Raw genomic sequence first — 26008 nt, 5'->3', positions numbered from 1 at the left:
CAGGGTTATTATTCTTCCTGAAGGGCGTTCGCTCTGCCGTCCGTCGCCATAAAGTCCGGCGAACACCTTGAAAAACCGTACAAAGAGGCAGTTGTAAAGGCAACGACTCGGTGTCATGGTGCCGCGCCAATACGAGTATCTTCACGAGGCGACAGACTGTGCCCCACAGAATTCTCATCATTGGCGGCGGTGCCGGCGGCCTGGAACTGGCCACCCGCCTGGGTCGGACACTGGGCAAGAGCGGCAAGGCCGAGATCACCCTGGTCGATGCCAACCTCACGCATATCTGGAAGCCGCTGCTGCATGAAGTCGCCGCCGGCTCGCTGAACTCCTCGGAAAACGAACTGAACTACGTCGCACAAGCGAAGTGGTGCCACTTCAACTTCCAGATCGGCCGACTCTGTGGGCTCGACCGTGCAGGCAAACGCGTCGAACTCGCTGCCATCGAAGACGATAACGGCGTCGAACTGCTGCCTGCGCGCTGGTTGCCGTACGACAGCCTGGTCATCGCCATCGGCAGCAAGACCAATGACTTCGGCACACCCGGCGCCGCCGAGCACTGCATCTTCCTCGACAGCCCGCAGCAAGCCGAGCGCTTCCACCAGCAACTGCTCAGCCACTACCTGTGCGCTCACGCCCAGAACAACGAAGAAGGCCATATCAGCGTGGCCATCGTCGGCGCCGGTGCCACCGGTGTGGAACTGGCGGCCGAGCTGCACAATGCCGCCCATGAACTGGCGGCCTACGGCCTGAACGGCATCCAGCCGCAGAACATGAACATCACCCTGATCGAGGCCGGGCCGAAGGTGCTTCCGGCGCTGCCCGAGCGTATCAGCGTGCCGGTGCACCGCACCCTGGAAAAACTCGGCGTGCGCGTCCTGACTTCATCGGCCGTGCAACAGATAGATGCCGACGGCCTGACCATCGCCGACGGCAGCGTGGTGCCGGCGGGGCTCAAGGTCTGGGCCGCCGGGATCAAGGCGCCGGGTTTCCTCAACGGCATCGGCGGGCTGGAGAGCAACCGGATCAACCAGTTGCTGGTGCGACCGACCCTGCAGACCACACTGGACGACGACATCTTCGCACTGGGCGACTGTGCCGCCTGCCCGATGGACGACGGCAGCGGACGCAACGTCCCGCCCCGCGCCCAGGCCGCGCACCAGCAGGCTTCGCTGCTGGCCAAGTCGCTGACCCTGCGCCTGCAGGGCAAGGCGCTGCCGACCTACCAGTACAGGGACTATGGCTCGCTGGTATCGCTGTCGCGCTTCAGCGCCGTGGGCAACCTGATGGGTAATCTGATGGGCAACGTCAAACTGGAAGGTTGGCTGGCGCGGATGTTCTACATCTCGCTCTACCGCATGCACCAGGTGGCGCTCTACGGCCTGCCACGCACGGCCCTGCTGATGCTCAGCGACCGTATCGGGCGCGGCACCGAGCCGCGTCTGAAACTGCACTAGCAGGCCACGCCTCACAGGACGTGCCGTACGCACCGGCCAACGATACGGCTTCGGTGCGTACGCTTAGCCGGTACGACCGGCGCGCTCGTCCAGTTGCATGAAAAGCGCCGCCGCCAGCATGGTGATCCCGCCGACACAGACGAAGGTCAACTGGAACGCCTGCAAGGTATCGCTGCCCACATCCGGCCCGTTGAAACCATTGACCAGCGCACTCGCCGCCGCCACGCCAAGACTCATCGACAACTGTATCACCACCGACAGCAAACCATTGCCACCGCTGGCCTGCTCATTGCTCAGGCCGATCAGTGTGATGGTGTTCATGGCGGTGAACTGCAACGAGTTGACCATCCCCAGCACCCAGAGCAGCGCCAGCAGCCCCCACAAGGGCACCTGGCTGCTCGCCAGGCCCAGGGCGATCACCAGCGCCCCCAACAACAGGGTATTGCTCACCAGCACCCGCCGATAACCGAAGCGCTGCAACACCGGCTGTGCCAGCGGTTTGACGCTCATCGCGCCTAGCGCCAGCGGGATCATCGCCATACCGGCCTGCGCGGGCGAATAGTTCAGCGCGAGCTGTAGCAGCAGCGGCAGCAGGAACGGCAGCGCACCGCCACCAAGACGGGCGAACAGATTGCCGAGGATGCCCACGGCAAAGCTGCGGCAGTGGAACAGAGCGGGACTGAACAGCGGGCTGTCGATGCGTGCGGCGCGTAGCCAGTAGGCGCACAGGCAGGCCGCTCCGGCGAACAGCAGCAATAGCACCCGCACATGGGGCATGTGCATTTCCGCCAGGCCCTCCAGCGCCATGGTGATCAGGATCATCGCCAGCCCGAACAGGATAAAGCCCGGTATATCGAAGGGGGTGCGCTGCGTATCGCGCAGGGCTGGCATGAAACGCCAGGCGAACACACAACCGAGCACGCCCACCGGCAGGTTGATCAGGAAAATCCAGTGCCAGGAGGCATATTCCACCAGCCAGCCGCCGAGGGTCGGCCCCACCAGCGGCCCGACCAGCCCCGGCAGCGCAATGAAGGCCATCACCTTGACGAATTCGCTGCGCGGGAACACCCGCAGGATCACCAGGCGCCCGACCGGCAGCATCAACGCCCCGCCCAGCCCCTGGACGATCCGCGAGGCGATCAATTGCCCAAGGCTCTGCGACAGCGCACAAAGCAGCGAACCCAGGGTGAACAGCGCAATGGCGGCGAAAAAGGTCGTGCGCGCCCCGAAACGATCGGCCAGCCAACCCGATGCGGGGATCAGCAGCGCCACGGTGAGCATGTAGGCGATCACCACTCCCTGCATGCGCAGGGGGTCTTCGTGCAGGTCCATGGCCATGGCCGGCAAGGCGGTATTGAGGATGGTGCCGTCCAGCGTCTGCATGAAGAACGCGATGGCCACCAGCCAGGGCAGCACACGCGCGGTACGGGCATCCAGGGAAAAGGGGACTTGCATGAAATGACCTGAGCGAGAAGGGAGGTAATGGTAACGGGTATGCAGGTGGCTCAGTCCTCCCCACTGCCCAGATGATGCTCCCCCCAGCGCGGCAGCATGTCCTGCGGAATACCCAACTGGTTGAGGATGCGGGCGACGACGAAGTCCACCAGGTCATCCAGGGTCTGCGGCTGGTGATAGAACCCCGGCGAGGCCGGCAGGATCACCGCGCCCATGTTGGACAGTTTCAGCATGTTCTCCAGGTGGATGCTGGAGAACGGCGTCTCGCGCGGCACCAGAATCAGTTGCCGGCGCTCTTTCAGCGCCACGTCGGCGGCGCGCTCGATCAGGTTGTTGCATGCCCCGGTGGCGATGGCCGACAGGGTGCCGGTGGAGCAAGGCACCACCACCATCGACGAAGGCGCGCCGGAGCCCGAGGCCACCGGCGCCATCCAGTCCTCCTTGCCGTAGACCCGCACCTGCCCCGGCGCGGCGCCGGTGTATTCGGTAAGGAACGCCTGCAAGGCCTGCGGCTTGGCCGGCAGGATCACGTCGGTCTCGGTCGCCACCACCAGTTGCGCGGCCTTGGAGATGAGGAAATGCACCTCGCGCTCCTCCTGCACCAGGCAATCGAGCAGGCGCAGGCCGTATTGCGCGCCGGACGCGCCGGTCATCGCCAGGGTGACTCGTTCAGCTCCACTCATGGGAATCCTCGACATTCAGTGTTCTCAGGCCAGCGCTGCAGCCAACTTGCCATGCAGACCGCCAAAGCCGCCGTTGCTCATGATCACCACCTGCGCGCCAGGGCGAGCCAGCGCCTTGACGCCCTCGATGATCGCCTCCAGCGAAGCGCAGACATGGGTCGGGTTCTGCGCGCCGGAGACACTGGCGGTGAGGTCCCAGCCGAGATTCGACGGCGCATACCAGAACACTGCGTCGGCCTGTTCGGCGGAGGCCGCCAGCCCATCACGGTGCGCCCCGAGCTTCATGGAGTTGGAGCGCGGCTCGATCACCGCGATGATCTGCGCACTGCCGACCCGCTGGCGCAGGCCATCGAGGGTGGTGGCGATGGCGGTCGGGTGGTGGGCGAAGTCATCGTAGACCGTCACCCCGTTGACCTCGGCGACCTTCTCCATACGCCGCTTGGCGTTGACGAAGCGCCCCAGCGCCTCGATCCCCAGGGCCGGCACAACGCCGACATGGCGTGCAGCCGCCAGCACCGCCAGGGCATTGGCGACGTTGTGACGCCCGGTCAGGCCCCACTCCACCACGCCCTCAAGCGAACCGTCGTAACTCACCTCGAAGCGCGAACCGTCGGCACTGAGCAACCGCGCCTGCCACTGGCCGCCAGGCCCGGTGGTCTGCACGGGCGTCCAGCAACCCATCTCGATCACCCGCGCCAAGGCGGGCTCATCGACCGGGTGAATAATCAGCCCCTCGCCAGGAATGGTACGTACCAGGTGATGGAACTGACGCTCGATAGCCGCCAGGTCAGGGAAGATGTCCGCGTGATCGAATTCGAGGTTATTGAGGATCGCGGTGCGCGGGCGGTAGTGCACGAACTTGCTGCGCTTGTCGAAGAAGGCACTGTCATATTCGTCCGCCTCGACCACGAAGAACGGCGTCTCGCCCAGGCGTGCGGAAATGCCGAAGTTCTGCGGTACACCGCCGATCAGAAAGCCAGGGCTCATGCCGGCATGTTCCAGCACCCAGGCCAGCATGCTGCTGCTACTGGTCTTGCCATGGGTACCGGCCACGGCCAGCACCCAGCGCCCCTGCAGCACATGGTCGGCCAGCCACTGCGGCCCGCTGACGTAGGGCAAGCCCTGGTTCAACACATATTCGACCGCCGGGTTGCCCCGCGACAGGGCATTGCCGATCACCACAAGGTCCGGCGCCGGTTGCAGGTGCGCCGGGTCGTAGCCCTGCTGCAACTCGATACCTTGCGCTTCGAGCTGGGTGCTCATCGGAGGATAGACGCTGGCGTCCGAGCCAGTGACGCGGTGGCCGAGCGCCTTGGCCAGCACCGCCAGCGAGCCCATGAAAGTACCGCAGATGCCCAGAATATGAATATGCATGATCGACCTCGGAAAACGTCGCCGCAGGTTAGCCGATCTGCTCCTGACTTTCATGTCGGGTGATGCCCCATCACCAGGGCAATAGAAGGAGGTGAACCTGAGATAGAGCTCAACCCGTCACTTTCGCGCAAATGCACGACTGCCCGGTACGAACTCTGCGGCTGAGGGCTGCAAGGCTTATGAAGCCTGGGTGTACGGTTTGAGGCTTGTTCTGCCGACTCAATATCGCGTTCAGAGCTGGTCGTTCTCATGACCGCGTATCGCGATACCCGACCAGCCCCTCTACGCAACACGCATGAATACATCCCTGTAGCTCTACGCTGAAATTCCTGTCGGCGAAGGTTGTTCCGAGTGGCTGGTCGGGCTCGCGGCCAATACCGAGGTGACCATGGGAAAGCCCCTACTCCGTCGCTCCCGCGCAGGCGGGAGCCCAGGTGCGCAAGGCTAAAGCAGAAGAGCTTCTTCCTGCAGTCACCACCGAAGGCGGCTGTGCGAGAACGACGATGAGCGCGCCCCCTCACAAACGGGCTTGCCACCCCGCCTATGAAGCCACGACTCAGAACGTGTACTGGCTGGTCACAATGAAACTGCGCGGCGAGCCCCAGGAGGCGCTGTAGAAGTTTTCATCCAGCGCACTCAGGTAATGCTTGTCGAACAGGTTGTTCACCCGTGCGGACAGCGTCCAGTCTTCCGCAAGCTGGTAACGGCCCATCAGGTTGACCGTGGCGAAGCTGCCCTGGCTGACCCTGGCAACGGCCGGCAACTGCCAGTTGTCGACGTCCATATGGATGCCGCTCTGCCAGTTGATACCACCGCCAACCGTCAGGCGATTCAGCGCACCCGGCAGGCGGTAGGTGGTGAAGACCTTCAGCAGCTCGACCGGGATGTGGGCCTTCACCCGCTCGCCGTCGGCGTCCTTGACCACACTATGGCTGTAGCTCGCCGCCAGTTGCCAGTCAGGGCGGATTTCCCCACTGACTTCCAGGTCTGCGCCACGGGTGCGCGTACGGGAGGCGCGGTAGGCGGTGATCAGGCTGTTACCGTTGAGGGTGCCGTCAGCGATGCTGTCGTTGTCCAGGCGAACCTCGAACACCGACAGTGCGGTATTGAGACGGCCGTCGTAGAACGCGCTTTTCAGCCCCAGCTCGTAGTTGTCACCCTCCCTCGGCTCCAGCAGCCGGCCACTGCGTTCACGGTAGGGTTGAGGCTTGAAGATGCTGGTGTAGCTGGCGTACAGCGAGTGGCTGTCGTCCAGGTCATAGACGATGCCGGCATAAGGCGTGACTTCGCCATTGGCCCGCATGTTGTCATGCGTGGCGTACGGCATCAGGCTGGCGACGTGGTAGTCCAGGCGCGCATCGTAGCGGTAGTTCGAGACGCGGGTGCCGAGGATGACGGCCAGGTCGTCCGTCGGTTTCAGGCGTGTGGCCAGGTAGACACCGTTCTGCCACTGGTTGATGTCGTCGTCTTCCCGGTTGAAGTTGTAGCTGGCAACCGGCGCACGGTTGTTCCACTGGTAGTAATTGACCGGCAAGCCGCTGACGCCATTGTTGCTGGAGCCGTTGGCCAGCAGGTTGCCATAGCCGTTGCGCCGATTCTCGTAGTCCTGGTAGCTGAACCCCGCGACCAGTTCATGCTCGCGCCCCAGCGCCTGGAACGGGCCGGACAGCCTGAGTTCCAGGCCTCGCTGCTCCTGCGTGTTGTCACCCTTGGTGGCGGTATAACGCAGGCGGTCGCCGCTCTGCGCATCGATGAAGCCCGTGGTCGTGCCGACGATGATCGAGTCGTAGTCCCGCTTGCCGTACAGGTGGTTCAGCGACAGCTTGAGCGTCCAGCCCGCGTCGAGCTTCTGCTCCAGACTGGCGAAGGTAGTGAGGCTGCTCTGCTCATTGCTGCTGTCGCGGCTGGCGGCGTTGTCCGAGCGCGACGTGTGGAAACGCTGGCCATTGCGGTCGATCACCGGCAGGCCCGTCGTGGAAAAACCGCGCGGATCGCTGCGCAGGTAATCGACACCGAACGTCAGGCGCGTCGTCTCGCTCAGGTCCGCTTCCAGAATGCCGTAGAGCGTGGTCTTTTCCTGCTGCAAATGGTCGACGAAGCTATTGTTCTGTTGATAGGCGGCCACCGCCCGACCACGCACGTGCCCGCTCTCGCTCAGAGGCCCGGACACATCGATCTCGCTGCGGTAGAGGTCCCAGGAGCCAGCGCCGACCGTGAAGCGGCCCTGGAAGGTTTCGGTCGGCTTCTTGCGAATCAGGTTCACCGTACCGGACGGCTCTCCGGCACCGGACAGCAACCCCGTTGCGCCACGCAGAACCTCCACCTGGTCATAACTGGCCATGTCCGCCAGTGCTTGCGGCAGCGCCTGGGTGAAGGCGAAAGACGTCGTCGGCATGCCATCGTACTGGTAGTTGTCGATGGCCAGGCCACGGGAATAGACATACAACCGGTCGCTCCCCGGGCTCTGCACGTTGATGCCAGGCGCCTGCTCCAGCACCTCGCCGATGCTGTTCAGGCTCTGGTCCTCGATGCGCTGGCGGGTTATCACACTGATGCTTTGCGGGGTTTCGCGCAGGCTCATGGCCAGGCCCGTGGCAGCCCTCGACCGGCCCTTGGTGTAGGAACCGCTCCCCTCGGACACCTCTCCCAGCCAGAGCCCGCTGCTCTCGATGCTGGTCACACCCAGCTCGAGTGCCTGACCGTCGTCCGCCACCTGCTCCAGCAACAGGGTATCGCCACTGAGGCGCGCCCTCAGCCCGGTGCCCGCCAGCAGTTGCCGTATACCGTCCTGCAAGTCGTAGGTACCACGCAGGCCGGCGCTACGCTGTCCGGCCAACCACTCGCTGGCGACGACCAGGCGCAGGCCGGTGCGGTCGCCAAAACGGGTCAGCGCCTGCCCGAGCGGTCCGGCCGGGATGTCGAATACATGCTCGGCCCTCGGCGCAGGAAGGCTCTCGGCGGCAGCCAGCCCGGCACTGCCGATGGCGCAAGCCACGCTCAGGGCCAGGTGCAGTGCGTTGCGTTTGTACGAATGGCGCATGGTGTTCCCCCGTGCTGAATATCAGCGAGTTAAAAATCACTCTCAACGGGAAAGACGCCAGCCGCGCCAAACCTGACAACGCCCAATGGATTTTTTCTACTGCGCACGCGCTTCGATCAGCGTCAGCCACGGCAGGCGGCGGAGACGAATCGGCAGCGACGCCTCCAGCAACGCCAACTGCGCCTCGGCATCACGGGTATCGAAGACGGCGGTGACCGGCAGCTCGCGCAACGCCGCATCGCGCACCAGCCACACCCCGGAGTGATAGCGCGAAAGGGCCGACAGGACTTCGCCCAGGGGACGCTCCTCGACGACCAGCCGATCCCGCCGCCAGGCGCCCGCGGACTCCAGGTCCACCGGCTGCACGTCCGCCATTCCCCGCGCACCATAGGCCAGCGACTGGCCGACATCGACGTCGCGTTGCTGCGCACCTTGCCGTACCCGCACCCGGTGCTCGGTCACCGACAGGCGCACATCGTCGCCATCGCGCCACACATCGAAGCCGGTGCCCAATGCGCGAATAGCACCGTCGGCCGCTTCCACCACGAAGGGACGTTGCGGGTCGGCGGCGACCTGCACATGCAATTGCCCGCGATAGAGCGTCAACACCCGCTGCCGATCCTCGAAGCGCAGGTCGACGCGGGTTTCCGGCGCCAGCTCCAGCCGCGAACCATCCTCCAGTTGCAGGGTGCGGCGCTCGGCGACGCCGGTGCGCTGATCGGCCAGCCACCCCTGCTCGTTCCCCTGCCAGAACGCCACGGAAAACGTCAGCCCGAGCAGAAGCAGCAGCGCTGGCGTTCTGCGCCGACGCGGACGCTGGAGCGCGCTGCCGAGGCGCTGCCAGAGCAACTCCGCCTCATCCGCAGCGGCCTGGTGCGCCTCGCTGCGCAGGCACCAGTCTTCGTAGCGCTGCCAGTCCGCCTCGTCTGCCTCGCCCCCATGGAGCATCACCAACCAGTGCAGCGCCTCTTCGCTCAGGGGCGACAGCGGGTTGTCGAGGTCGTGTTCGGAAAGCGCCACGATGGGTCAGGCCAGCCCGAGTGCCCGGGCACAATGGCGCAATGCACGCATGATGTGCTTGCACACCATGCTCGGCGAGATGCCCAGGCGCTCGGCGATGGCAGGATGACTGAGCCCTTCGACACGGTTGAGCAACAGCGCCTCGCGGCAGGCCGGCGGCAGTTCACCGAGCGCCCGGTGCAGCAGTTGCAATTGCTGACGCAGCTCGAGCAGACGCTCGGGACTCGGTCGACCATCGAGCAGTTCGTACTCGTCGTCCGCCAGGCTGACATGCTCACCCTGCCTGGCGCGCTGGCGACCATGGTCGATCACCAGGTTGCCGAGGATGCGCCAGAGGAAGTGCCGGGGGCTCTGGATCAGGGCACGCTTGTGCGTCTCCAGGATGGCGTAACGCAGGAAAGCATCCTGCGCCAGGTCGGCGGCCAGGTCTCGATCGCCGACGCGGCGGTAGGCCAACCGTTGCAGCTCGCGGTGGTACAAGCGGAACAAGGTATCGAGATCGTCAGCCATAACACTACCCATGGAACGCACACCGGCATGGCCGGCTTGAGGCGCGCAGCCTATAAGAAACAATAATTGATCGCAACGCATGCCCATCCCCTGCAAATACCGGGATTTCACGGTCATAGGTTTCGAGCGTTCGGGCGACCATCGTCCGGACTCGCCCTGACCACGCTCTATCCGTAGACTCATGACAGTCTTTTCACCATGGCGGCCCAGCATGACCCCGTTGCGTACCTTGTTGCCTCTCCTGCTGCTGACTCTGTGCCTGGCCACGACCGCCCAGGCCGCGCCTCCCGGGCTGGGCGCACTGACCGGCGGCAGCGTTGCCGCCAGCGGCGCCAGCAGCAGTTCGGAGGGCGAGAGCAAGCCCGCCGCGCCGAACCTCAAGGAGCAGACGCAACAGTTGCAGGAACAGAGGCAGGCCACCCGGCGCAGCCTGGCCGACCTCAAGCAGCAACTGGCCGAAGCGCCCGAGGAAATCCGTCGCAACCAGGCCGAACTGGCCAAATTGCGCGCCAATCCCCAGAGCGACCCTACGACCACCTACAGCCGCCAGGCCATTCCGGAGCTGGAGCGCACGCTGGCCGAGCGTATCGATCAACTGGCCGAATGGCAGCGCGCCTTCACCGTCGCCAACAGCCTGATCATCACCTCACAGACACGCCCCGAACGCGTGCAGACCGAGATCGGCAACAGCCAGACACGCCAGCAACGCATCGCCGCCCAGCTCAAGAGTGGCCGCGAAAGCGCCAGCAAGCCCCTCACGGACGAGAACCGCAAGCTGCTCGAAGCGGAACAGGAAGCCCTCGAAGCCCTGATCGAACTGCGCCGCCAGGAACTGTCCGGCAACAACCTGCTGCAGGACCTGGGCAAGAGCCGCCGCGACCTGCTGGGCGAACGCATCGCCCGGGCCGACCAGGAGACCCTGGCGCTACAGACGCTGATCAACGACAAGCGCCGCGCAGCCTCCGAGCAGACCGTCGCCGAGCTGTCGGCACGCGCCGAAGCCGCCGGTTCCGACAGCCTGCTGGCCGAGGAAAGCGCCGCCAACCTGAAACTCTCCGACTACCTGCTGCGCACCACCGAGCGCATCAACCAACTGACACAACAGAACCTGCAGACCCGCCAGCAGCTCGACGCACTCAACCAGAGCGACCAGGCCCTGGAGGAACAGATCTCCGTGCTGCAGGGCAGCCTGCTGCTGTCCCGCGTGCTTTACCAGCAGAAGCAGGCGCTGCCACGGCTGCACCTGGACAAGAACCTGGCCGATGAAATCGCCGATATCCGCCTCTACCAGTTCGAGCTGAACCAGGCCCGCAACCGCAATGCCGACCCCGTGGCCTATGTCGATCAACTGCTGGCCGGCCAGGACAAAGAAGAGCCGACGCCGGAACTGCGCAAGGCGCTGCTGGAGCTGGTCACCACCCGCAGCGAACTGCTCGACCGACTGAACCGTGGCTTGAGCGAACTGCTCAACGAGTCCATCACCCTGCAACTGAGCCAGAAGCAATTGCAGGGCAAGGCACGCAGCCTGAGCGAGACGCTGGACGAACAGATGTTCTGGATTCCCAGCAACAAGCCGCTGGATTTCGCCTGGCTCGCCAACGTGCCGCAGCTACTGGAACGCCAGCTGGTGGCCATGCCCTGGACCTCCGCCCTGAGCGGCCTGTGGGCCGGCCTGCTGGAGCGCCCGCTGTTCTTCCTGCCGCTGCTGCTGGCCATCGGCGTGCTGCTGTGGCGCCGCCCGAGCATCAACCGCAAGCTGGTGGAACTGAGCCGCGATATCGGCCACTTCCGCAACGACAGCCAGTTGCACACCCCCCTGGCGATGCTGCTCAACCTACTGCTGGCCTTGCCCGGCGCGTTGTTCCTGGCCTTGTGCGGCTACCTGCTGCAATCCGACGGGCGGGCGCAGAACATCGCCCTGGGCTCGGCGCTCTACCAGATGGCACAGGCCTGGCTGGTGTTCTATGCGGCCTATCGCATGCTGTCCCCTGGCAGGGTCGCCGAACTGCACTTCCGCTGGTCGGTGCCGCAGGTGGCCTTCCTGCGCGACGAAGTGCGCCGCCTGGGGCTGGTGGTACTGGTGCTGGTGGTCGCTGTGAGCATCGCCGAGAGCCAACCCGCCGGTCTCGCCGACGACGTGCTGGGCATCGGCGTGATCCTCGCCTGCTACGCCCTGATGAGCTGGCGGTTGACCCGCGTGCTATTGAAAGGCCCTGCCAGCGAGAACGCCCCGCCGCTGCGGCTGCTGTTCGGCCTGCTGTTCAGCACCCTGCCGCTGGCGCTGATCCTGGTGGTGGGCCTGGGCTACTACTACACCGCGCTGAAACTGACCGAACGACTGATCGATACCCTCTACCTGCTTATGCTCTGGGTCGCGCTGGAGGCCACCCTGGTGCGCGCCCTCACCGTCGCCGCACGGCGCCTGGCCTACCAGCGCTACCTGGCCAGGCGGCAGGCGGCGGAAGAGGCCGGCGGAGATATCCCCGAAGCGCAGGAGGAATCCGGCCTGGACATCGAACAGGTCAACCAGCAGTCGTTGCGACTGACCCGCCTGGCGATCTTCGGTACCTTCCTGGTGGCGCTGTACTGGGTCTGGTCGGACCTGATCAGCGTGGTGTCCTACCTGGATAACGTCACTCTCTACGAATTCACCAGCGGCAGCGGCGAGAACGCCGTGAGCAAGCCGATCAGCCTCAACGACCTGCTCGGCGCCCTGCTGATCCTCGGCATCACCATGATCCTCGCGCGCAACCTGCCCGGCCTTCTGGAGGTGCTGGTGCTGTCGCGCCTGCGCCTGGCCCAGGGCAGCGCCTACGCCACCGGCGCCCTGCTGTCCTACACCCTGGTCGGCGTGGGCATCGTGTCCAGCCTGTCCACCCTCGGGGTGAGCTGGGACAAGCTGCAATGGCTGGTCGCCGCGCTGTCGGTGGGGCTGGGCTTTGGCCTGCAGGAAATCTTCGCCAACTTCATCTCGGGCCTGATCATCCTGTTCGAGAAGCCTGTGCGCATCGGCGACGTGGTGACCATCGGCAACCTGTCCGGCACGGTCAGCCGCATCCGCATCCGCGCCACCACCATCACCGACTTCGACCACAAGGAAATCATCGTCCCGAACAAGACCTTCGTCACCGACCAGTTGCTCAACTGGTCGCTGAGCGACACCGTGACCCGCGTCACCATCCGCATCGGCGTGGAGTTCGGCTCCGACCTGGAGCGGGTGCGGCAGATCCTGCTGCAAGCCGCCGCAGACAACGTCCGCGTACTGCACGATCCCGAGCCCCAGGTGTTCTTCCTGAGCTTCGGCGACAGCCGCCTGGAGCACGAACTGCGCCTGCACGTGAAGGGACTGTCGGACCGCAACCCGGTGATCGACGAAGTGAACCGCCAGGTGGACCGCGAATTCCGCGCCGCCGGCATCAAGGTCGCCTTCCGCCAACTGGACGTGCACCTGAAAAGCCGCCAGGGCCAGGAGCTGCTGATCGAACACGGCAGCGAGCCCGCCACAGCCAGCCCCGAACGCCCCTGACGCGGAGACCGCCATGTCCAGCCTGACCACCCTGCATTTCGACAACCGCTTCGCGCGGCTGGGCGATGACTTCTCCACCGAGGTCAACCCGCAGCCGCTGGAAGGCTCGCGCCTGGTGGTCGCCAGCGAGGCAGCCCTGGCGTTGCTCGACCTGCCACGAGAAACCTGCGACGACCCGCTGTTCACCGGCCTGTTCAGCGGCCAGCAGGTGTGGGAAAGCGCAGAGCCACGGGCGATGGTCTATTCCGGACACCAGTTCGGCGTCTACAACCCGCAACTGGGTGACGGCCGCGGCCTGCTGCTGGGCGAAGTGCTGAACCAGGCCGGCGAACACTGGGACCTGCACCTCAAGGGCGCCGGCCTGACACCCTACTCACGCATGGGCGATGGCCGCGCCGTGCTGCGCTCGTCGATCCGCGAATTCCTCGCCAGCGAGCACCTGCATGCTCTGGGCATCCCGACCTCGCGGGCACTCTGCGTGACCACCTCGGACACACTGATCTGGCGCGAACGCCAGGAGCAGGCCGCGATGCTGACGCGCCTGGCGCCAAGCCACGTGCGCTTCGGCCACTTCGAATTCTTCTACTACACCCGCCAGCACGAACAACTGCGGCGCCTGCTCGACCACGCCATTGCCTGCCACTTCCCGCAATGCCTGGAACAGGATGATCCCTACCCGGCGTTCTTCGATGCAGTGGTACACCGTACCGCTCGCCTGATCGCTCAGTGGCAGGCCTACGGCTTCTGCCATGGGGTGATGAACACGGACAATATGTCGATCCTCGGCATCACCTTCGACTTCGGCCCCTACGCCTTCCTCGACGACTTCGACACCGGCTTCGTCTGCAACCACTCCGACAACCAGGGCCGCTACAGCTTCGAGAACCAGGTGCCGATCGCCCACTGGAACCTCAGCGCCCTGGCCCAGGCACTGACGCCGCTGATCGATGTCTCGCGCCTGCGCCAGAGCCTCGACACCTTCTTGCCCGCCTACGAAGAGCACTGGCTGGCACTGATGCGCGCCCGCCTGGGCCTGGCGCGGCAAGAAGCCGACGACCGCGATCTGGTCCTCGGTCTGCTGCGCCTGATGCAGGGCAGCGCCATCGACTATGCGGGCTTCTTCCGCGAACTGGGTGATAGCGCCCCGGAACAGGCCCTGGCACGCCTGCGCGATGACTTCATCGACCTGGCCGGCTTCGACCACTGGGCCAGGCGCTACCGCGCCCGCAACGAAGGCGAAAGCGGCGACCAGGCGCAACGCCAGGCCCGCATGCACGCCGTCAACCCGAAATACACCCTGCGCAACTACCTTGCCCAGCAAGCCATCGAGGCCGCCGAGCAGGGCGACTACGCCCCCGTGCGCGAACTGCATGCAGTGCTGTCACGCCCCTTCGATGAACAACCCGACAGGCAGCGCTACGCCGAACGCCCACCGGAATGGGGCAAGCACCTGGAGATCAGTTGCTCCTCCTGAGCAGCGATCTTGTGCAGGGTGCGCCGCAATCAGCACCAGCCCTGGTGCGCACGGCGCACCCTACAGCCGAGCGTGATCCGGTGCGTGTCGTGGCACTCGCTGGCAACTTGCAGCTATTTTCACATCTCGCTTGCAGCATTGCGCTTAAAAAAGAATGATTAGCATCTTCTGCAGGCGTCGAACGATTTCACGGCCATGAACGAATCACCCCGGTCCGACCTGGACAGGCTCTATCGCAACCACCATCTGTGGCTCCAACGCTGGTTGCGCAGGCAGACCGAGTGCCCGCAACTGGCCGCCGACCTGATGCAGGACACCTACCTGCGCATCCTCGCCTCCAGCAGTGCGCTGGAACTGCTGCGGGAACTGCGCGAGCCACGCAACTACCTGACCACCGTCGCCCGCCGCGTCCTGTTCGACCGCCTGCGCCGCCAGCGCCTGGAGCGGGCCTACCTCGAGGCCCTGGCCATTCGCCCCGAATACCAGGAAATCTCCACGGAAGAACGTGTGCTGATCCTCGACCGGCTGCGCGAGATCGACCGCTTGCTCGACGGCTGTGGCGCCAAAGCCAAGCAAGCCTTCCTGATGGCCCAGTGCCTGGGCATGAGCTATGTGGAGATCGCCCAGCGCCTTGGCGTGTCCCTCAGTTCGGTGAAGAAATACATGGTCAAGGCCACCGAGCGCTGCCTGCTGCTGGAGTTCGACGAGCAGCCATGAGCGAGCCCACGAGCGTGGTCGATAACGCACAGCGGCAGGCGCGCCGCCAGGCACTCAAGGATGCCGCGCGCTGGCATGTGCAACTGTCCGCCGGCGACGGGGGCGAGCAATTGCAGGACGCCTGGAAAGAATGGCTCGCCAGCGACCGCGAACACTGCTGGGCCTGGGAGCGTGTCTCGACCCTGCAAGGGCGCCTGGGCGACTTCCAGGGCCGTGGCGAACTGGCGCTGGACGTACTCGGGCGCAGCGGCCACGGCAACCGCCGCACCCTGCTCAAGGGACTGGTCATCGGCGGTGGCCTGGGCCTGTTCGGCTGGTCCGGCTACCGCATCGCCCCCGGCCAGGGCTGGCTGGCCGACCTGCGTACCGCGACCGGAGAGATTCGCCACCTGCAACTGGCCGACGGCAGCCAACTGACGCTGGACACCGACAGCGCCGTGGATATCCGCTTCGACGAACAGCAACGCCTGCTACACCTGTGGCGCGGCCGGCTGCTGTTGCAAAGCGCCGACGATGCCGCCCGGCGACCGCTGCTGGTACAGACCGCCCAGGGCCGGGTGCAGGCGCTGGGCACTCGCTTCAGCGTGATGCAGCGCCCGGGGCTGAGCGAAGTGGACGTCTACCAGCATGCGGTCAGGCTGCTGCCGGAAGCAGGGCTGCCGCTGAAGCTCGAACAGGGCCAGCGCGGCCTGTTCGACACGCACCAGGCCCATCAGGCCCAGGCAGCGGAACCCTGGAGCGGCCACTGGAGCCAGGGCCAACTGATCGTCGAAGACTGGCCCATGGGCCGTCTGCTCGACGAACTGGCCCGCTACCGCCCCGGCCTGTTGCAACACGAACCGCGCCTGGACAGCCTGCGGGTTTCCGGCACCTTCCCGCTGACCGACAGCGATGCCGCCCTGGCCGCACTGGAGAAATCCTTCCCGCTACACCTCGAACGGCGCACCCGCTACTGGGTCAGCATCCGCCTGAAGCCTGAAGCCTGAAGCCTGAAGCCTGAAGCCTGAAGAAAATATTCTCATCCGCGTTGTACCTTTTCGCGCACTCATACGCCTCTGTCCTGAACACAACAGAAAGGCCCACGGCCACACTCGAGACGAGGACAGCATGCTCACACCCAGTCGCCACCCCCTGGCTTCCATCATCAACGCCATAGTCTTCGGCACCCTGCTCGGCGCCCCGCTGCTGCCACTGCACGCCAGCGCCGCCAATGCGCAGGAGCAAGCCCAGAACATCCCCGCCGGCAGCCTGGCCACGGCCCTCAGCCAGTTCGCTGCCAATGCCGGCATCATCCTGTCCTACGACGCCAGCCTGACCAGTGGCAAACGCAGCCCCGGCCTGCAAGGCCACTACAGCCCCCTCGCCGGCCTGAACAAACTGCTCGCAGGCAGCGGCCTGCTGGCGTACCCGCAGGCGGATGGCAGCTATTCGATCCGCGCCAGCGAAGCCTTCGAGCTGGATGCCACCAGCATCACTGGGAGCAGTCTGGAGGGAAGCCGTGGAACAACCGAAGGGACAGGTTCCTACACCACGAGTGTCACCAGTACCGCCACCAAGATGAACCTGAGCATCCGCGAAACGCCCCAGTCAATCAGTGTGATCACACGCCAGCGCATGGATGACCAGCATCTGACCAGCGTGACCGATGTGCTCAACCAGACACCCGGCATCACCATGTCCCAGGACGGCGGCTTGCGGTACAACATCTATTCGCGCGGCAGCGCCATCAACACCTATCAGCTCGATGGTGTTACCACGACTCAGGAGAACCAGACCCGCAACATGCCCAGCACCTTGCTGGACATGACGCTATACGACCGTGTCGAAGTTGTCCGTGGCGCTACAGGCCTTATGACTGGCGCAGGGGAACCAGGCGGCGTAGTCAACCTCGTTCGCAAACGCCCGACCCGCGAGTTTCAATCGTATATTCAAGCCAGTGTCGGTTCATGGGATTACTACCGCAGTGAGGTCGACGTTTCCGGGCCACTGAACACCAATGGCGCCTTGCGTGGGCGCATCGTGGCCGCCAAACAAAAGAGCGACAGCTTCCGGGACTGGTACAAACAGGACAAGGACATCCTCTACGGGGTACTGGAGACCGACCTGAACGATGACACCCTGCTGCGCGTCGGTGTCGACTATCAAAAGTTCAAGGCCACAGGCTCTCCTGGCGTGCCATTGATGTTTACCAACGGCAAGCAGACCAACTTCTCCCGTTCAACCAGCTCCGGTGCACGCTGGATGTACGATGAGTTGGAAACCACCAACTATTTCATGGCCATCGAACACAGCTTCGCCAATGACTGGCAACTGAAGATGGCCGCGAACCATATGGAATCCGACCGCCACAACTACAACGGCTCGTACCAGACATCCTCCGGCCGCGCCTGGCTGGATGAAACAACCGGATCAGCGCGAATGCTCCGTTACAACGCACTGGCCGAACAAAAACAGAGCGGAGTGGACCTAACATTGCAGGGGCCGTTCTCTCTGCTCGGTCGTACCCATGAGTTCATTACCGGCTTCAACTATCAGAACTATAAGAATGACCATACGGGCTACGACATCGGCATAACCATGGTCAACTTCTATGACTGGGATAACTATCTGCCACACCCTACCGAAACGGGCACAGTCATGGAGATCTTCAACATTGAAAGTCGCCAGAAAGGTAGCTACGCGGCATTCAAGCTCAACATCATGGACGATATGAACGTTATCGTCGGTATCCGTACGTCCGACTATGACTACGACTACTACTACGCACCTCAGGTAACAAAGATGAAACAGCGTGGTGAAGTGACACCCTACGCGGGAATCATCTATGACCTGACGGCGGAGCAATCCGTGTATGTCAGCTACACCGACATATTCAAACCACAATCGAGCCGTGACCGTAATGGCTCCATCTTGGAACCCATCGTGGGCAGTAACTACGAGTTTGGCTGGAAAGGTGAATTCCATGATGGCCATCTTAATGCCAGCGCTGCGCTGTTCCTGGTCCAAAGGGACAACCTGGCAGTCTTGGACGGAGGCGAACTCGTCGTCGGCACGATAGGTGAGTCGGCCTACAAGGCCGCCAAGGGTACCGAGACCAAAGGTATCGACATGGAGCTTTCGGGTGAAGTGCTACCAGGCTGGCAGGTCATGGCAGGCTACAGCCATGCGCGTACGGAAGACGCCGATGGAGTACGCCAGTTGACCCAACTGTCGATGGATACCTTCCGCCTCTGGAACACCTACCACTTGCCCGGAGACTGGAGCAAATTGACCGTGGGCGGAGGTATTTCCTGGAATTCCGGCACTTCGCTCTACTACAGCACCCTCAAAGCCAGAGCCAAGCAAGATGACTACAGCATCACCAGCCTGATGGCGCGCTATCAAGTTACCGAGCAACTGGCGGCCACATTGAACCTGGAAAACCTGTTCGATGAGAAGTACTACTCCGGTATCGGAGGCAGTGTTGGTCACTATGGAGACCCGCGTAACTTCCGCCTTGGCCTGCGCTACGATTTCTAAACGAGCGGTTTTAAAAGCACACGGCCCATAGCATAACTCGTAGGATGGGTTGAACCGCTAGGTGATACCCATCATCGCCATCAACGATATTTCGTGAATCGATGGGTATCACCACGGCGCGCTTGTCCCGTCCTACACCTCGCCCTGAGCCAGCAACTCTTCCAGGCTTTGCGCTTCGAAGATCGCTTCGGCCCAGAGGCCAATACGTTCCACCCCGGCCTGCTCGATCCGCTGTACGGCCCACTCAGGCAATGGGCCGAAACGCTTGTCCAACTGGCGTTGCAGCAATACAGCCTGGCCTTCCGCCCTGCCTTTCTCCAGACCTTCCTGCAACCAGCGTTCGCTCCAGGTTTCCGTACGTTCCGCCAACATGGTGCTGACCTCCAGCAAGTCGCTCAGTGGTGGGATGCGCCCGCTCGACGTGCGCCTGCGGACCAGCCCGATAATCCATCGGATGATATTGCGGCGCAAGGGCGTCTGGTCGTCGAGAGTCAGCCAACCGCGCAGTTCGTCGATAGCGGTCTTCATGACCTGAGGTGTTTGCGCCTGCTCCAGGCGTATCAGCATCGCCACTAGGTTCTGCCGCCCGCTCAACTCGCTGTCCGAATAGCGATTTTCATCGATCAGCAGGTATTCGAAATGCGGCTGGAACGCCCGCAAGCCGGACTGTGCGGGATGGCACAGGTCGTCCAAGCGGGTGGAGTAGGGCCATTGGCGCAAGCCGTTGTAGAGCACCAGCGGCAGCACCGGTGGCAAGCGACCATCGTGGGTCAACTGTCCCTGCTTCTCCAGTTGTTGCCAGAACAACCCGACATAGGTCAGCAGACGCAGGGCCATGAAACGGTCCGGCGTGGACTGGAACTCCAGCAGCAGATACAGGTAGACCCAACCGTCATCGCCCAACCGAAGCCGCCACACCATATCCTCATGGCGGCCCTGCATATCTTCACTGACGTAATGCCCATTGAGCATTTCCAGGCTGGAGAAATCGACCTGCCCGACCCAGTCCTGCGGTACGAACCCAACCAACAGATCACGCACGAACTCCGGGTTGGAGAACAACAGCTTGTAGCCAGTGTCGTGCGCCTGGGCCATTTTCCGGTCCTGCATGAGGGGTATGCAGGGCAGATACTGCCTGCTTGCCCAAAGGAAATCCGTGACCGGATTCACACTGCCCTCATCTTGCCGCCAACCAGAGCGGCTGGCTCGCTATCGTACGATTGGCTATTGCCGGGAGGTGCGTGAGCCGTGATAATTCCGAGAATCGTTCTCGTTAATTCAGGGTCCACGACCCGCAGGAGTGCCCTTGTCGCACGAAGAGCCCGCCAAGCAGAACCTCGTCGAGGGTATGTACCGCCAGCACCGCGACTGGCTGGTCGGCTGGCTGCTGCGTAGCCAGGGCTGTCCGCACCGGGCCGAGGACCTCAGCCAGGACACCTTCCTGCGCTTGCTCAGGCGCAACGACCTGCTGCTTCCCCGGGAACCTCGGGCCTTGCTGACCAGCATCGCCAAGGGCCTGTTGATCGATCACTTCCGCCGCAATGCCCTGGAACGCGCCTACCAGGCAGAGCTGGAGCGGCTGCCCGAGGCCCTGCAACCCAGTGAGGAAGAACGCATCCTGCTGTTCGAATCCCTGAACCGGATCGATGCCTTGCTCGGACGCCTCTCCAGCAAGGCCCGCGCCGCCTTCCTGCATAGCCGCCTGGACGGACTGACCCACGCAGAGATCGCCGAGCGCCTGGGCGTCTCAGTGCCACGGGTGCGCCAGTACCTGGCACAGGGCATGCGCCAGTGCTACATCGCCCTCTACGGCGAGCCGGCATGAACCACGCCCCCGTATCGTCCGCCGTGCTGGACGCGGCCATTGCCTGGCAACTGCGCCGCCAGGAAGACGACTCGCCGGGTTGCCAGGCCGCGCTGGAGCAGTGGCTGGACGAGGCGGCGGAACACCGCCGCGCCTGGCAACAGTTGCAAGGCATCGACCTGCAACTGGCGGCCATCGACAACCCGTTCACCCGCCAGTTGCTGCAACGCCCGCGTGAGCGGCGGATGCCACGCCGCACCCTGCTCGGCCTGGCCCTGCTCGCAGGCCTCGGGGTCGGCATCGCCCAGCAGCGCCCATTAGGGGACTGGCTGGCAGACGAGCGCACGGCCAGGGGCGAGCAACTCACCCTGACGCTGGCCGACGACAGCCATATACGTCTCAACAGCCTCAGCGCCCTGGATATCCGTTTCGACGAGCAGCAGCGCGCCCTCTACCTGCGCAGCGGCGAAGTGCTGGTGGAAACCGCCGGCAAGCCGGACCCGCGCCCCTTCATCGTACAAACCGAGCAAGGTTCGCTGCGCGCCCTGGGCACGCGCTTCCTGGTTCGACGTGAGGGCGAACGGACCCGCCTGATCGTCCTGCAATCCGCCGTGGAAGCCAAACCGGAACAATCGGCAAAGCGGCAGGTGGTAGAAGCAGGGGAACAGCTGCTGATGGGCCACGACGCACTGGGCCAGATCCAGCCCGCCCCGCTGGCCGCCGATGCCTGGAGCAAAGGCATGCTGGTGGTCGAGGATATGCCGCTGAGCGAGTTGCTCGCGCAACTCGGCGAATACCACACGGGCTACCTGGGGCTGGACGATTCGCTCAGGCACCTGCACATCAGCGGCAGCTTCCCCTTGCACGATCTCGACAAGGCGTTGGCGGCGCTGCCGGCCAGCCTGCCGGTGCGGATCGAACGCCACACCGACTGGTGGGTGGTGATCAGGGCCGCTCGCGACTGACGCCCGGAGCCAGGCACAGGCTTCCCAGAAATATTTTCAGGACGCCCTATCACTTTTGCATTCTGCTTCGGCAAGGGAGTGACCGAATCATTCCCTGCGGAGCCGCTCCATGTCGTCATCCAGTCTTTTACTGCGCCCTACCCTGCTTGCCGCCGGCATCGCCATGCTGGGCCTCGCGGCCGCCCTGCCGGCCTCCGCCCAGGAAAACCACGGCGAACAGAGCAGCGAATACGCGCTGCCCGCCGCCCCGCTGGCCTCGACCCTGAGCCGTATCGCCGCTGATGCCGGCCTGGTGTTGAGCATCGACCCGCAACTGACCCGTGGCCGCACCTCACAGCCGGTGCAGGGGCAACTTTCCCCTGAGCAGGCACTGCGCCAGGCCCTGAGCGGCAGCGGGCTGATACTGGTTCCCGGCGCATCCGGCAGCTACAGCCTGCAAGCGCTGGACAGCGGCAACGCCCTGCTGCTCGATGACGTCGACATCAGTGGCCGCCTGCGCACGCAGGACGGCTCCGAGGCCAGCGGTTACCGCAGCGAAGACCTGAAGAACGTCGGCGCCCTCGGCGGCATGGCGCTACGCGACACGCCCTACTCGATCAGCGTCTATTCCAGCGACCTGGTGCGCAACATCCAGGCCACCTCGCTGGACGATATCTTCAAGCTCAACCCCTCGACCCAGTTCACCTCGCCCACCACCGCCGGCTACGCCAGCAGCCTGAGCGTGCGCGGCTTCAGCGCCTCGGGCAACCTGAACGTCGCCAACGACGGCCTGCGCTTTTCCAACTCGTCCAACAGTGGAAACGCCATCGAGGAAATGGAACGCCTGGAAGTCGTTACCGGCCTCAGCGGCTTCCTCTATGGGCCGGGTACACCGGGCGCATTGCTCAACTATGTGCTCAAGCGCCCCACCACCGAGCGCTATAACAGCGTCACCCTCGGCAACGCCGGCGGCGAGAGCTACTACCTGCACGGCGACTTCGGCGGCAAGATCGACGAACAGGGCGTATTCGCTTACCGACTCAACGTCCTCAGCCAGGACGGGGAAACCGCCATCGACCTGCAGAAGCGCCGCCGCCAACTGGTCAGCCTGGCACTGGACTGGAATGTCAGCGACGACCTGCTGGTCCAGTTCGATGCGTCATGGAAGAAAAACCAGACTCGCGGCCTGACCAGCTACTGGTTCTTCTCCAACCATGCCCACCGGCCCGATGCCAGCGATCTGGACAACGACAAGCTGTACAGCCAGCGCTGGTCCTTTGCCGACAGCGAGCACAAGCGCGTCGGTGGTCGCTTCCAGTGGAAACTGGACGACATCTTCAGCCTGCGCGGCGCGCTGGCCTATGACCTCAACGAAACCCAGTACGCCTACACCGGCCCCACCGTCAGCAGCGCCGGCGTATATGGACAACCGCTGTACGCCTTCGCCCCAGTCGAACAAGAGGAAACCTCGACCTACCTGTTCCTCGATGCCGCCTTCGACACCGCCGGTATCGGCCACAAGGTCACGACGGGCTACCAGGGCAATATCGCCCGCGAGCGTAACTACACCGACTACATCGACACGAGGTTCCAATACACCTCGGTGGTCGGCAACCGCCCCTTCAACGAACGCCCACAGGTGGCCAAGCCCGCGTACTCGGTCGGCCACGGCGACCAGCACCTGTCGGAGCGCAGCCAGTCGGACAACCTGCTGATCGGCGATGTCATCACCTTCAACGAACAATGGTCGTCGATCCTTGGTGTCACCCGCACACGCATCAAGTCCTTCAGCGACAACTTCGTCTGGGTCGGGACCAGCGGCTCCAAGCCGGCCATCAAGCGCTACAACGAGAGCAAGACCTCGCCGAACGTCTCGCTGGTCTACAAACCGCAGCCCTGGCTGACCACCTACGTCACCTACATCGAGGCTCTGCAGGCAGGCGGTATCGCACCGGACGCGGCCCTCAACAAGGGGCAGTCGCTGGCGCCCTTCATCAGCGAACAGTATGAAATCGGCATCAAGGCCGCCCTCGGCGAAACCCTGCTGACCGCGGCGCTGTTCAATATCGACAAGCCCAACGCCCTCCAGAACGCCCAGGGATACTATGTGCAGGATGGCCGTCAGGAGAACAATGGCCTGGAGCTTGGCCTGACCGGCAAGGTCACGCCAGCATTGACGCTGATCAGCGGCATCACCCTGCTCGATCCTGAGGTCAAGAAAGCCGCGAAGGCCGAGCACGAGGGCCAGAAGCCCGTCAGTGTCGCCACGCAACTGGCCAAGCTCTACGCCGAATACGACCTCGGCGCCGTGCCCGGCCTGACCCTGACCGGCGGCGCCTACTACACCGGCAAGCAATATGCCGACGAGGCCAACCAGCACAGCCTGCCGTCCTTCACCACCTTCGACGCGGGTGCCCGCTACCGCCTGCCGCTGGCGGACAACGACCTGACCCTGCGCGCCAACATCAGCAACCTGACCGACAAGGAATACTGGCTGAGCCGCCATTACCTGGGCGCACCGCGCACCCTGACCTTCTCGGCCCAACTGGAGTTCTGAAAGAGCAGCGGCACGTTACGAGCGGCAAGGCATGCACCCATGGCTAGCCGCTCGGAGCTTGCGGCTTGTCGCTCCGTATAGCCTATGAAATCCGCCACCATCCGACGCTGGTCCTTCGTGCACACCTGGACCAGCCTGATCTGCACCCTGTTCCTGCTGATGCTGGCGATCACCGGCCTGCCGCTGATCTTCCACCATGAGCTGGAACACCTGCTGGGCGAGGCCCCGCAACTGCGCGAAATGCCGGCGGACACGCCACGCCTCGACCTGCAGCGCCTGGTCGAGGCCGCCGAGCGCCAGCACCCCGACAAAGTGGTGCAATACCTGGGCTGGGACGACGAAGACGCGAACGCACTACGGGTGATCATGGCGGCCACCGCCGGCACCGAGCCGAATTCGTCGCACACCTTCGGCCTGGACGCACGCACCGGGGAAGCCTTCGAGATGCCCTCGGCCAACGGCGGCCTGATGATGTTCTTCCTGCGCATGCACGTGGACATGTACGCCGGATTGCCAGGCAAGCTGTTGCTGGCCTTCATGGGGCTGCTGTTCGTCGTGGCGATCGTCTCCGGCGTGGTGCTCTATGCGCCGTTCATGCGCAGGCTCGACTTCGCCGAAGTACGGCGGCACAAGTCACGCCGCACACGCTGGCTGGACCTGCACAACCTGATCGGCATCGTCACCCTCAGTTGGGCGCTGGTGGTCGGCATCACCGGCGTGATCAGCGCCTGCGCCGACCTGCTGATCTCGGCCTGGCGCAACGACGCCCTGGCCGCCCTGGTCGAGCCCTATCGTGACGCACCGCCCTTGCAGGCCCGTGCCCCGGCCAGCCCACTGCTGGGCATCGCGGCACAGGCCGCGCCCGGCATGCAGCCGGACTTCATCGCCTTCCCCGGCACCCGATTCTCCAGCGAGCACCACTACAGCGTCTTCATGAAAGGCAGCAGCCACCTGACCTCGCACCTGTGGACACCGGTGCTGATCGACGCCGCCACCCTCGAGGTGACCGCCGTCGGCAGGCGCCCGTGGTACATGGACATGCTGTCGATGTCACAACCGCTGCACTTCGGCGACTACGGCGGCAGGCCGATGCAGATCCTCTGGGCCGTGCTCGACCTGCTGACCATCGTCGTGCTCGGCAGCGGCCTGTACCTGTGGTGGAAGCGCCGGGGCAAGACACGGGAGGCCAGGCCATGAAACGCTGGCGCCGCTCGACCTTCCGCCTGCCGACACTGATCGCCCTGCTGGGCTTTGCCGGGCTGGTCACCGCACTGCTCGGGGACGGCGGCTGGGACGTCCTGGCCTGGATCGGCCTGGGCATTCCAGCCGCATTGGGCTGCCTGGCGCTGCTTCCGCGTCGCTGACAGTGACAGGGGCGTCTAGCAGTCCGGCTGCCCCGCCGTGTACTTGCGCGCCGGGTCGATGGCGGCCTGCAACTGGCTGATCACCTTGCTGCCGATCAACAGCGGATAGTTGAAGTGGGAGCGATCGGTCAGATTCACCTCGGCCTGGTGCAGGCGGTCGGCGATGCAGATATCCATATTGATCAAGGGCCGCGAGGCGACCCCCGGTTTGCCGCCCCCCTCTTCCGCCCGCCCCTTGATCTCGCTGGTGCCCAGCAGCGGGCGCTCATGCAGGCGGTCGTCGGCGCCCTCGACAGCCAGGCGGAAACGAACCCAGCGCGCATCTTCGCGCTCGAATATCTCGATATCCCGCGCCGACAGCGAAGCGGTTTCGGCACCGGTGTCCATCTTGGCCTTGAGGGTCGCATCGAGGCCTTCGAGCCGGATGTGCTCGTAACGGCCATAAAGCCGGGGCTCATCGGCGAAGGCCGGCATACAGAAGAAACAGGCGAGTAGCAGTGGACGCAGCAAGGGCGCTCTCCTTTCATCAGCGGATTCGGAAACTGGGACTTGAACCCCCGGCTT

19 protein-coding genes are annotated in these 26008 nt (G+C 64.2%); 11 read left to right on the top strand and 8 right to left on the bottom strand.

Annotation, left to right across the window (positions count from 1 at the left end):
• Positions 1-158 precede the first annotated feature (158 nt).
• Positions 159-1457 (top strand): NAD(P)/FAD-dependent oxidoreductase, encoded by a 1299-nt coding sequence (locus HW090_RS12710; RefSeq protein ID WP_179113870.1) that lies wholly within the window; start codon positions 159-161, stop codon positions 1455-1457.
• A 63-nt stretch (positions 1458-1520) separates the two neighbouring features.
• Here HW090_RS12710 and mdtD read toward each other — a convergent pair whose 3' ends face one another.
• From mdtD to HW090_RS12680, 6 genes are all read right to left on the bottom strand, one after another.
• Complete coding sequence (gene mdtD, locus HW090_RS12705; RefSeq protein WP_179113869.1) at positions 1521-2912, bottom strand: multidrug transporter subunit MdtD; 1392 nt, start codon at positions 2910-2912, stop codon at positions 1521-1523.
• A 50-nt stretch (positions 2913-2962) separates the two neighbouring features.
• Positions 2963-3595 (bottom strand): flavin prenyltransferase UbiX, encoded by a 633-nt coding sequence (gene ubiX, locus HW090_RS12700; RefSeq protein WP_179113868.1) that lies wholly within the window; start codon positions 3593-3595, stop codon positions 2963-2965.
• Positions 3596-3619: 24 nt separating this feature from the next.
• On the bottom strand, positions 3620-4969 hold the full coding sequence (gene mpl, locus HW090_RS12695; protein WP_179113867.1) for a UDP-N-acetylmuramate:L-alanyl-gamma-D-glutamyl-meso-diaminopimelate ligase: 1350 nt from the start codon (positions 4967-4969) through the stop codon (positions 3620-3622).
• Between the two features lie 556 nt (positions 4970-5525).
• Positions 5526-8009 carry a TonB-dependent receptor gene (locus HW090_RS12690; protein ID WP_179113866.1) on the bottom strand — a complete coding sequence of 828 codons (2484 nt, stop codon included), beginning with the start codon at positions 8007-8009 and terminating at the stop codon, positions 5526-5528.
• A gap of 96 nt (positions 8010-8105) precedes the next feature.
• On the bottom strand, positions 8106-9029 hold the full coding sequence (locus HW090_RS12685) for a FecR family protein (RefSeq protein WP_256930667.1): 924 nt from the start codon (positions 9027-9029) through the stop codon (positions 8106-8108).
• A 6-nt stretch (positions 9030-9035) separates the two neighbouring features.
• On the bottom strand, positions 9036-9539 hold the full coding sequence (locus HW090_RS12680; RefSeq protein WP_179113865.1) for a sigma-70 family RNA polymerase sigma factor: 504 nt from the start codon (positions 9537-9539) through the stop codon (positions 9036-9038).
• Between the two features lie 211 nt (positions 9540-9750).
• On the opposite strand from HW090_RS12680, the gene mscK reads away from it, so the two are divergent.
• The 5 genes from mscK to HW090_RS12655 all read left to right on the top strand — a co-directional run bounded on the left by mscK (position 9751) and on the right by HW090_RS12655 (position 18775).
• Complete coding sequence (gene mscK / locus HW090_RS12675; protein ID WP_179113864.1) at positions 9751-13065, top strand: mechanosensitive channel MscK; 3315 nt, start codon at positions 9751-9753, stop codon at positions 13063-13065.
• 13 nt (positions 13066-13078) lie between these two features.
• Entirely contained in the window at positions 13079-14539 is a 1461-nt protein-coding gene (selO, locus tag HW090_RS12670; protein ID WP_179113863.1) for a protein adenylyltransferase SelO, read from the top strand.
• Between the two features lie 195 nt (positions 14540-14734).
• Complete coding sequence (locus HW090_RS12665; RefSeq protein ID WP_179113862.1) at positions 14735-15256, top strand: sigma-70 family RNA polymerase sigma factor; 522 nt, start codon at positions 14735-14737, stop codon at positions 15254-15256.
• The gene (locus tag HW090_RS12660; RefSeq protein ID WP_179113861.1) at positions 15253-16242 is read left to right on the top strand and encodes a FecR domain-containing protein; all 990 of its coding nucleotides are present in this window, start codon (positions 15253-15255) and stop codon (positions 16240-16242) included. Before HW090_RS12665 ends, HW090_RS12660 begins: the two co-directional genes overlap by 4 nt.
• A gap of 121 nt (positions 16243-16363) precedes the next feature.
• On the top strand, positions 16364-18775 hold the full coding sequence (locus HW090_RS12655; RefSeq protein ID WP_179113860.1) for a TonB-dependent siderophore receptor: 2412 nt from the start codon (positions 16364-16366) through the stop codon (positions 18773-18775).
• Positions 18776-18907: 132 nt separating this feature from the next.
• Here HW090_RS12655 and HW090_RS12650 read toward each other — a convergent pair whose 3' ends face one another.
• Positions 18908-19870, bottom strand: coding sequence for an Rpn family recombination-promoting nuclease/putative transposase (locus tag HW090_RS12650; protein ID WP_179113859.1), 963 nt, complete (start codon positions 19868-19870; stop codon positions 18908-18910).
• Positions 19871-20123: 253 nt separating this feature from the next.
• Between HW090_RS12650 and HW090_RS12645 the strand changes: the two genes are divergently transcribed.
• From HW090_RS12645 to HW090_RS12625, 5 genes are all read left to right on the top strand, one after another.
• On the top strand, positions 20124-20600 hold the full coding sequence (locus HW090_RS12645) for an RNA polymerase sigma factor (RefSeq protein WP_256930807.1): 477 nt from the start codon (positions 20124-20126) through the stop codon (positions 20598-20600).
• Complete coding sequence (locus HW090_RS12640; RefSeq protein WP_179113857.1) at positions 20597-21544, top strand: FecR family protein; 948 nt, start codon at positions 20597-20599, stop codon at positions 21542-21544. The genes HW090_RS12645 and HW090_RS12640 overlap by 4 nt, the downstream gene beginning before the upstream one ends.
• Positions 21545-21653: 109 nt before the next feature.
• The gene (locus HW090_RS12635) at positions 21654-24080 is read left to right on the top strand and encodes a TonB-dependent receptor (protein ID WP_179113856.1); all 2427 of its coding nucleotides are present in this window, start codon (positions 21654-21656) and stop codon (positions 24078-24080) included.
• Positions 24081-24164: 84 nt separating this feature from the next.
• The gene (locus HW090_RS12630) at positions 24165-25277 is read left to right on the top strand and encodes a PepSY domain-containing protein (RefSeq protein WP_179113855.1); all 1113 of its coding nucleotides are present in this window, start codon (positions 24165-24167) and stop codon (positions 25275-25277) included.
• Positions 25274-25444: a hypothetical protein gene (locus HW090_RS12625; protein ID WP_179113854.1), complete on the top strand. Its 171-nt coding sequence runs from the start codon at positions 25274-25276 to the stop codon at positions 25442-25444. The genes HW090_RS12630 and HW090_RS12625 overlap by 4 nt, the downstream gene beginning before the upstream one ends.
• A gap of 15 nt (positions 25445-25459) precedes the next feature.
• Here HW090_RS12625 and HW090_RS12620 read toward each other — a convergent pair whose 3' ends face one another.
• Positions 25460-25954, bottom strand: coding sequence for an ATP-dependent zinc protease (locus tag HW090_RS12620; RefSeq protein WP_373416348.1), 495 nt, complete (start codon positions 25952-25954; stop codon positions 25460-25462).
• Between the last annotated feature and the right edge of the window lie 54 nt (positions 25955-26008).

Source organism: Pseudomonas sp. ABC1 (assembly GCF_013395055.1).
In the GTDB taxonomy this organism is placed as follows: domain Bacteria; phylum Pseudomonadota; class Gammaproteobacteria; order Pseudomonadales; family Pseudomonadaceae; genus Stutzerimonas.
Note: the sequence above shows the minus strand (reverse complement) of the source record. Positions and strands in the feature narration are given on the sequence as shown.

Coding starts and splice junctions, on each gene's coding strand:
- mpl (WP_179113867.1), bottom strand. CDS start 4,969: ATGCATATTCATATTCTGGGCATCTGCGGTACTTTCATGGGCTCGCTG.
- HW090_RS12640 (WP_179113857.1), top strand. CDS start 20,597: ATGAACCACGCCCCCGTATCGTCCGCCGTGCTGGACGCGGCCATTGCC.
- selO (WP_179113863.1), top strand. CDS start 13,079: ATGTCCAGCCTGACCACCCTGCATTTCGACAACCGCTTCGCGCGGCTG.
- HW090_RS12655 (WP_179113860.1), top strand. CDS start 16,364: ATGCTCACACCCAGTCGCCACCCCCTGGCTTCCATCATCAACGCCATA.
- HW090_RS12690 (WP_179113866.1), bottom strand. CDS start 8,009: ATGCGCCATTCGTACAAACGCAACGCACTGCACCTGGCCCTGAGCGTG.
- HW090_RS12660 (WP_179113861.1), top strand. CDS start 15,253: ATGAGCGAGCCCACGAGCGTGGTCGATAACGCACAGCGGCAGGCGCGC.
- HW090_RS12650 (WP_179113859.1), bottom strand. CDS start 19,870: ATGGCCCAGGCGCACGACACTGGCTACAAGCTGTTGTTCTCCAACCCG.
- HW090_RS12665 (WP_179113862.1), top strand. CDS start 14,735: ATGAACGAATCACCCCGGTCCGACCTGGACAGGCTCTATCGCAACCAC.
- HW090_RS12635 (WP_179113856.1), top strand. CDS start 21,654: ATGTCGTCATCCAGTCTTTTACTGCGCCCTACCCTGCTTGCCGCCGGC.
- HW090_RS12630 (WP_179113855.1), top strand. CDS start 24,165: ATGAAATCCGCCACCATCCGACGCTGGTCCTTCGTGCACACCTGGACC.
- HW090_RS12625 (WP_179113854.1), top strand. CDS start 25,274: ATGAAACGCTGGCGCCGCTCGACCTTCCGCCTGCCGACACTGATCGCC.
- ubiX (WP_179113868.1), bottom strand. CDS start 3,595: ATGAGTGGAGCTGAACGAGTCACCCTGGCGATGACCGGCGCGTCCGGC.
- mdtD (WP_179113869.1), bottom strand. CDS start 2,912: ATGCAAGTCCCCTTTTCCCTGGATGCCCGTACCGCGCGTGTGCTGCCC.
- mscK (WP_179113864.1), top strand. CDS start 9,751: ATGACCCCGTTGCGTACCTTGTTGCCTCTCCTGCTGCTGACTCTGTGC.
- HW090_RS12645 (WP_256930807.1), top strand. CDS start 20,124: ATGTACCGCCAGCACCGCGACTGGCTGGTCGGCTGGCTGCTGCGTAGC.
- HW090_RS12680 (WP_179113865.1), bottom strand. CDS start 9,539: ATGGCTGACGATCTCGATACCTTGTTCCGCTTGTACCACCGCGAGCTG.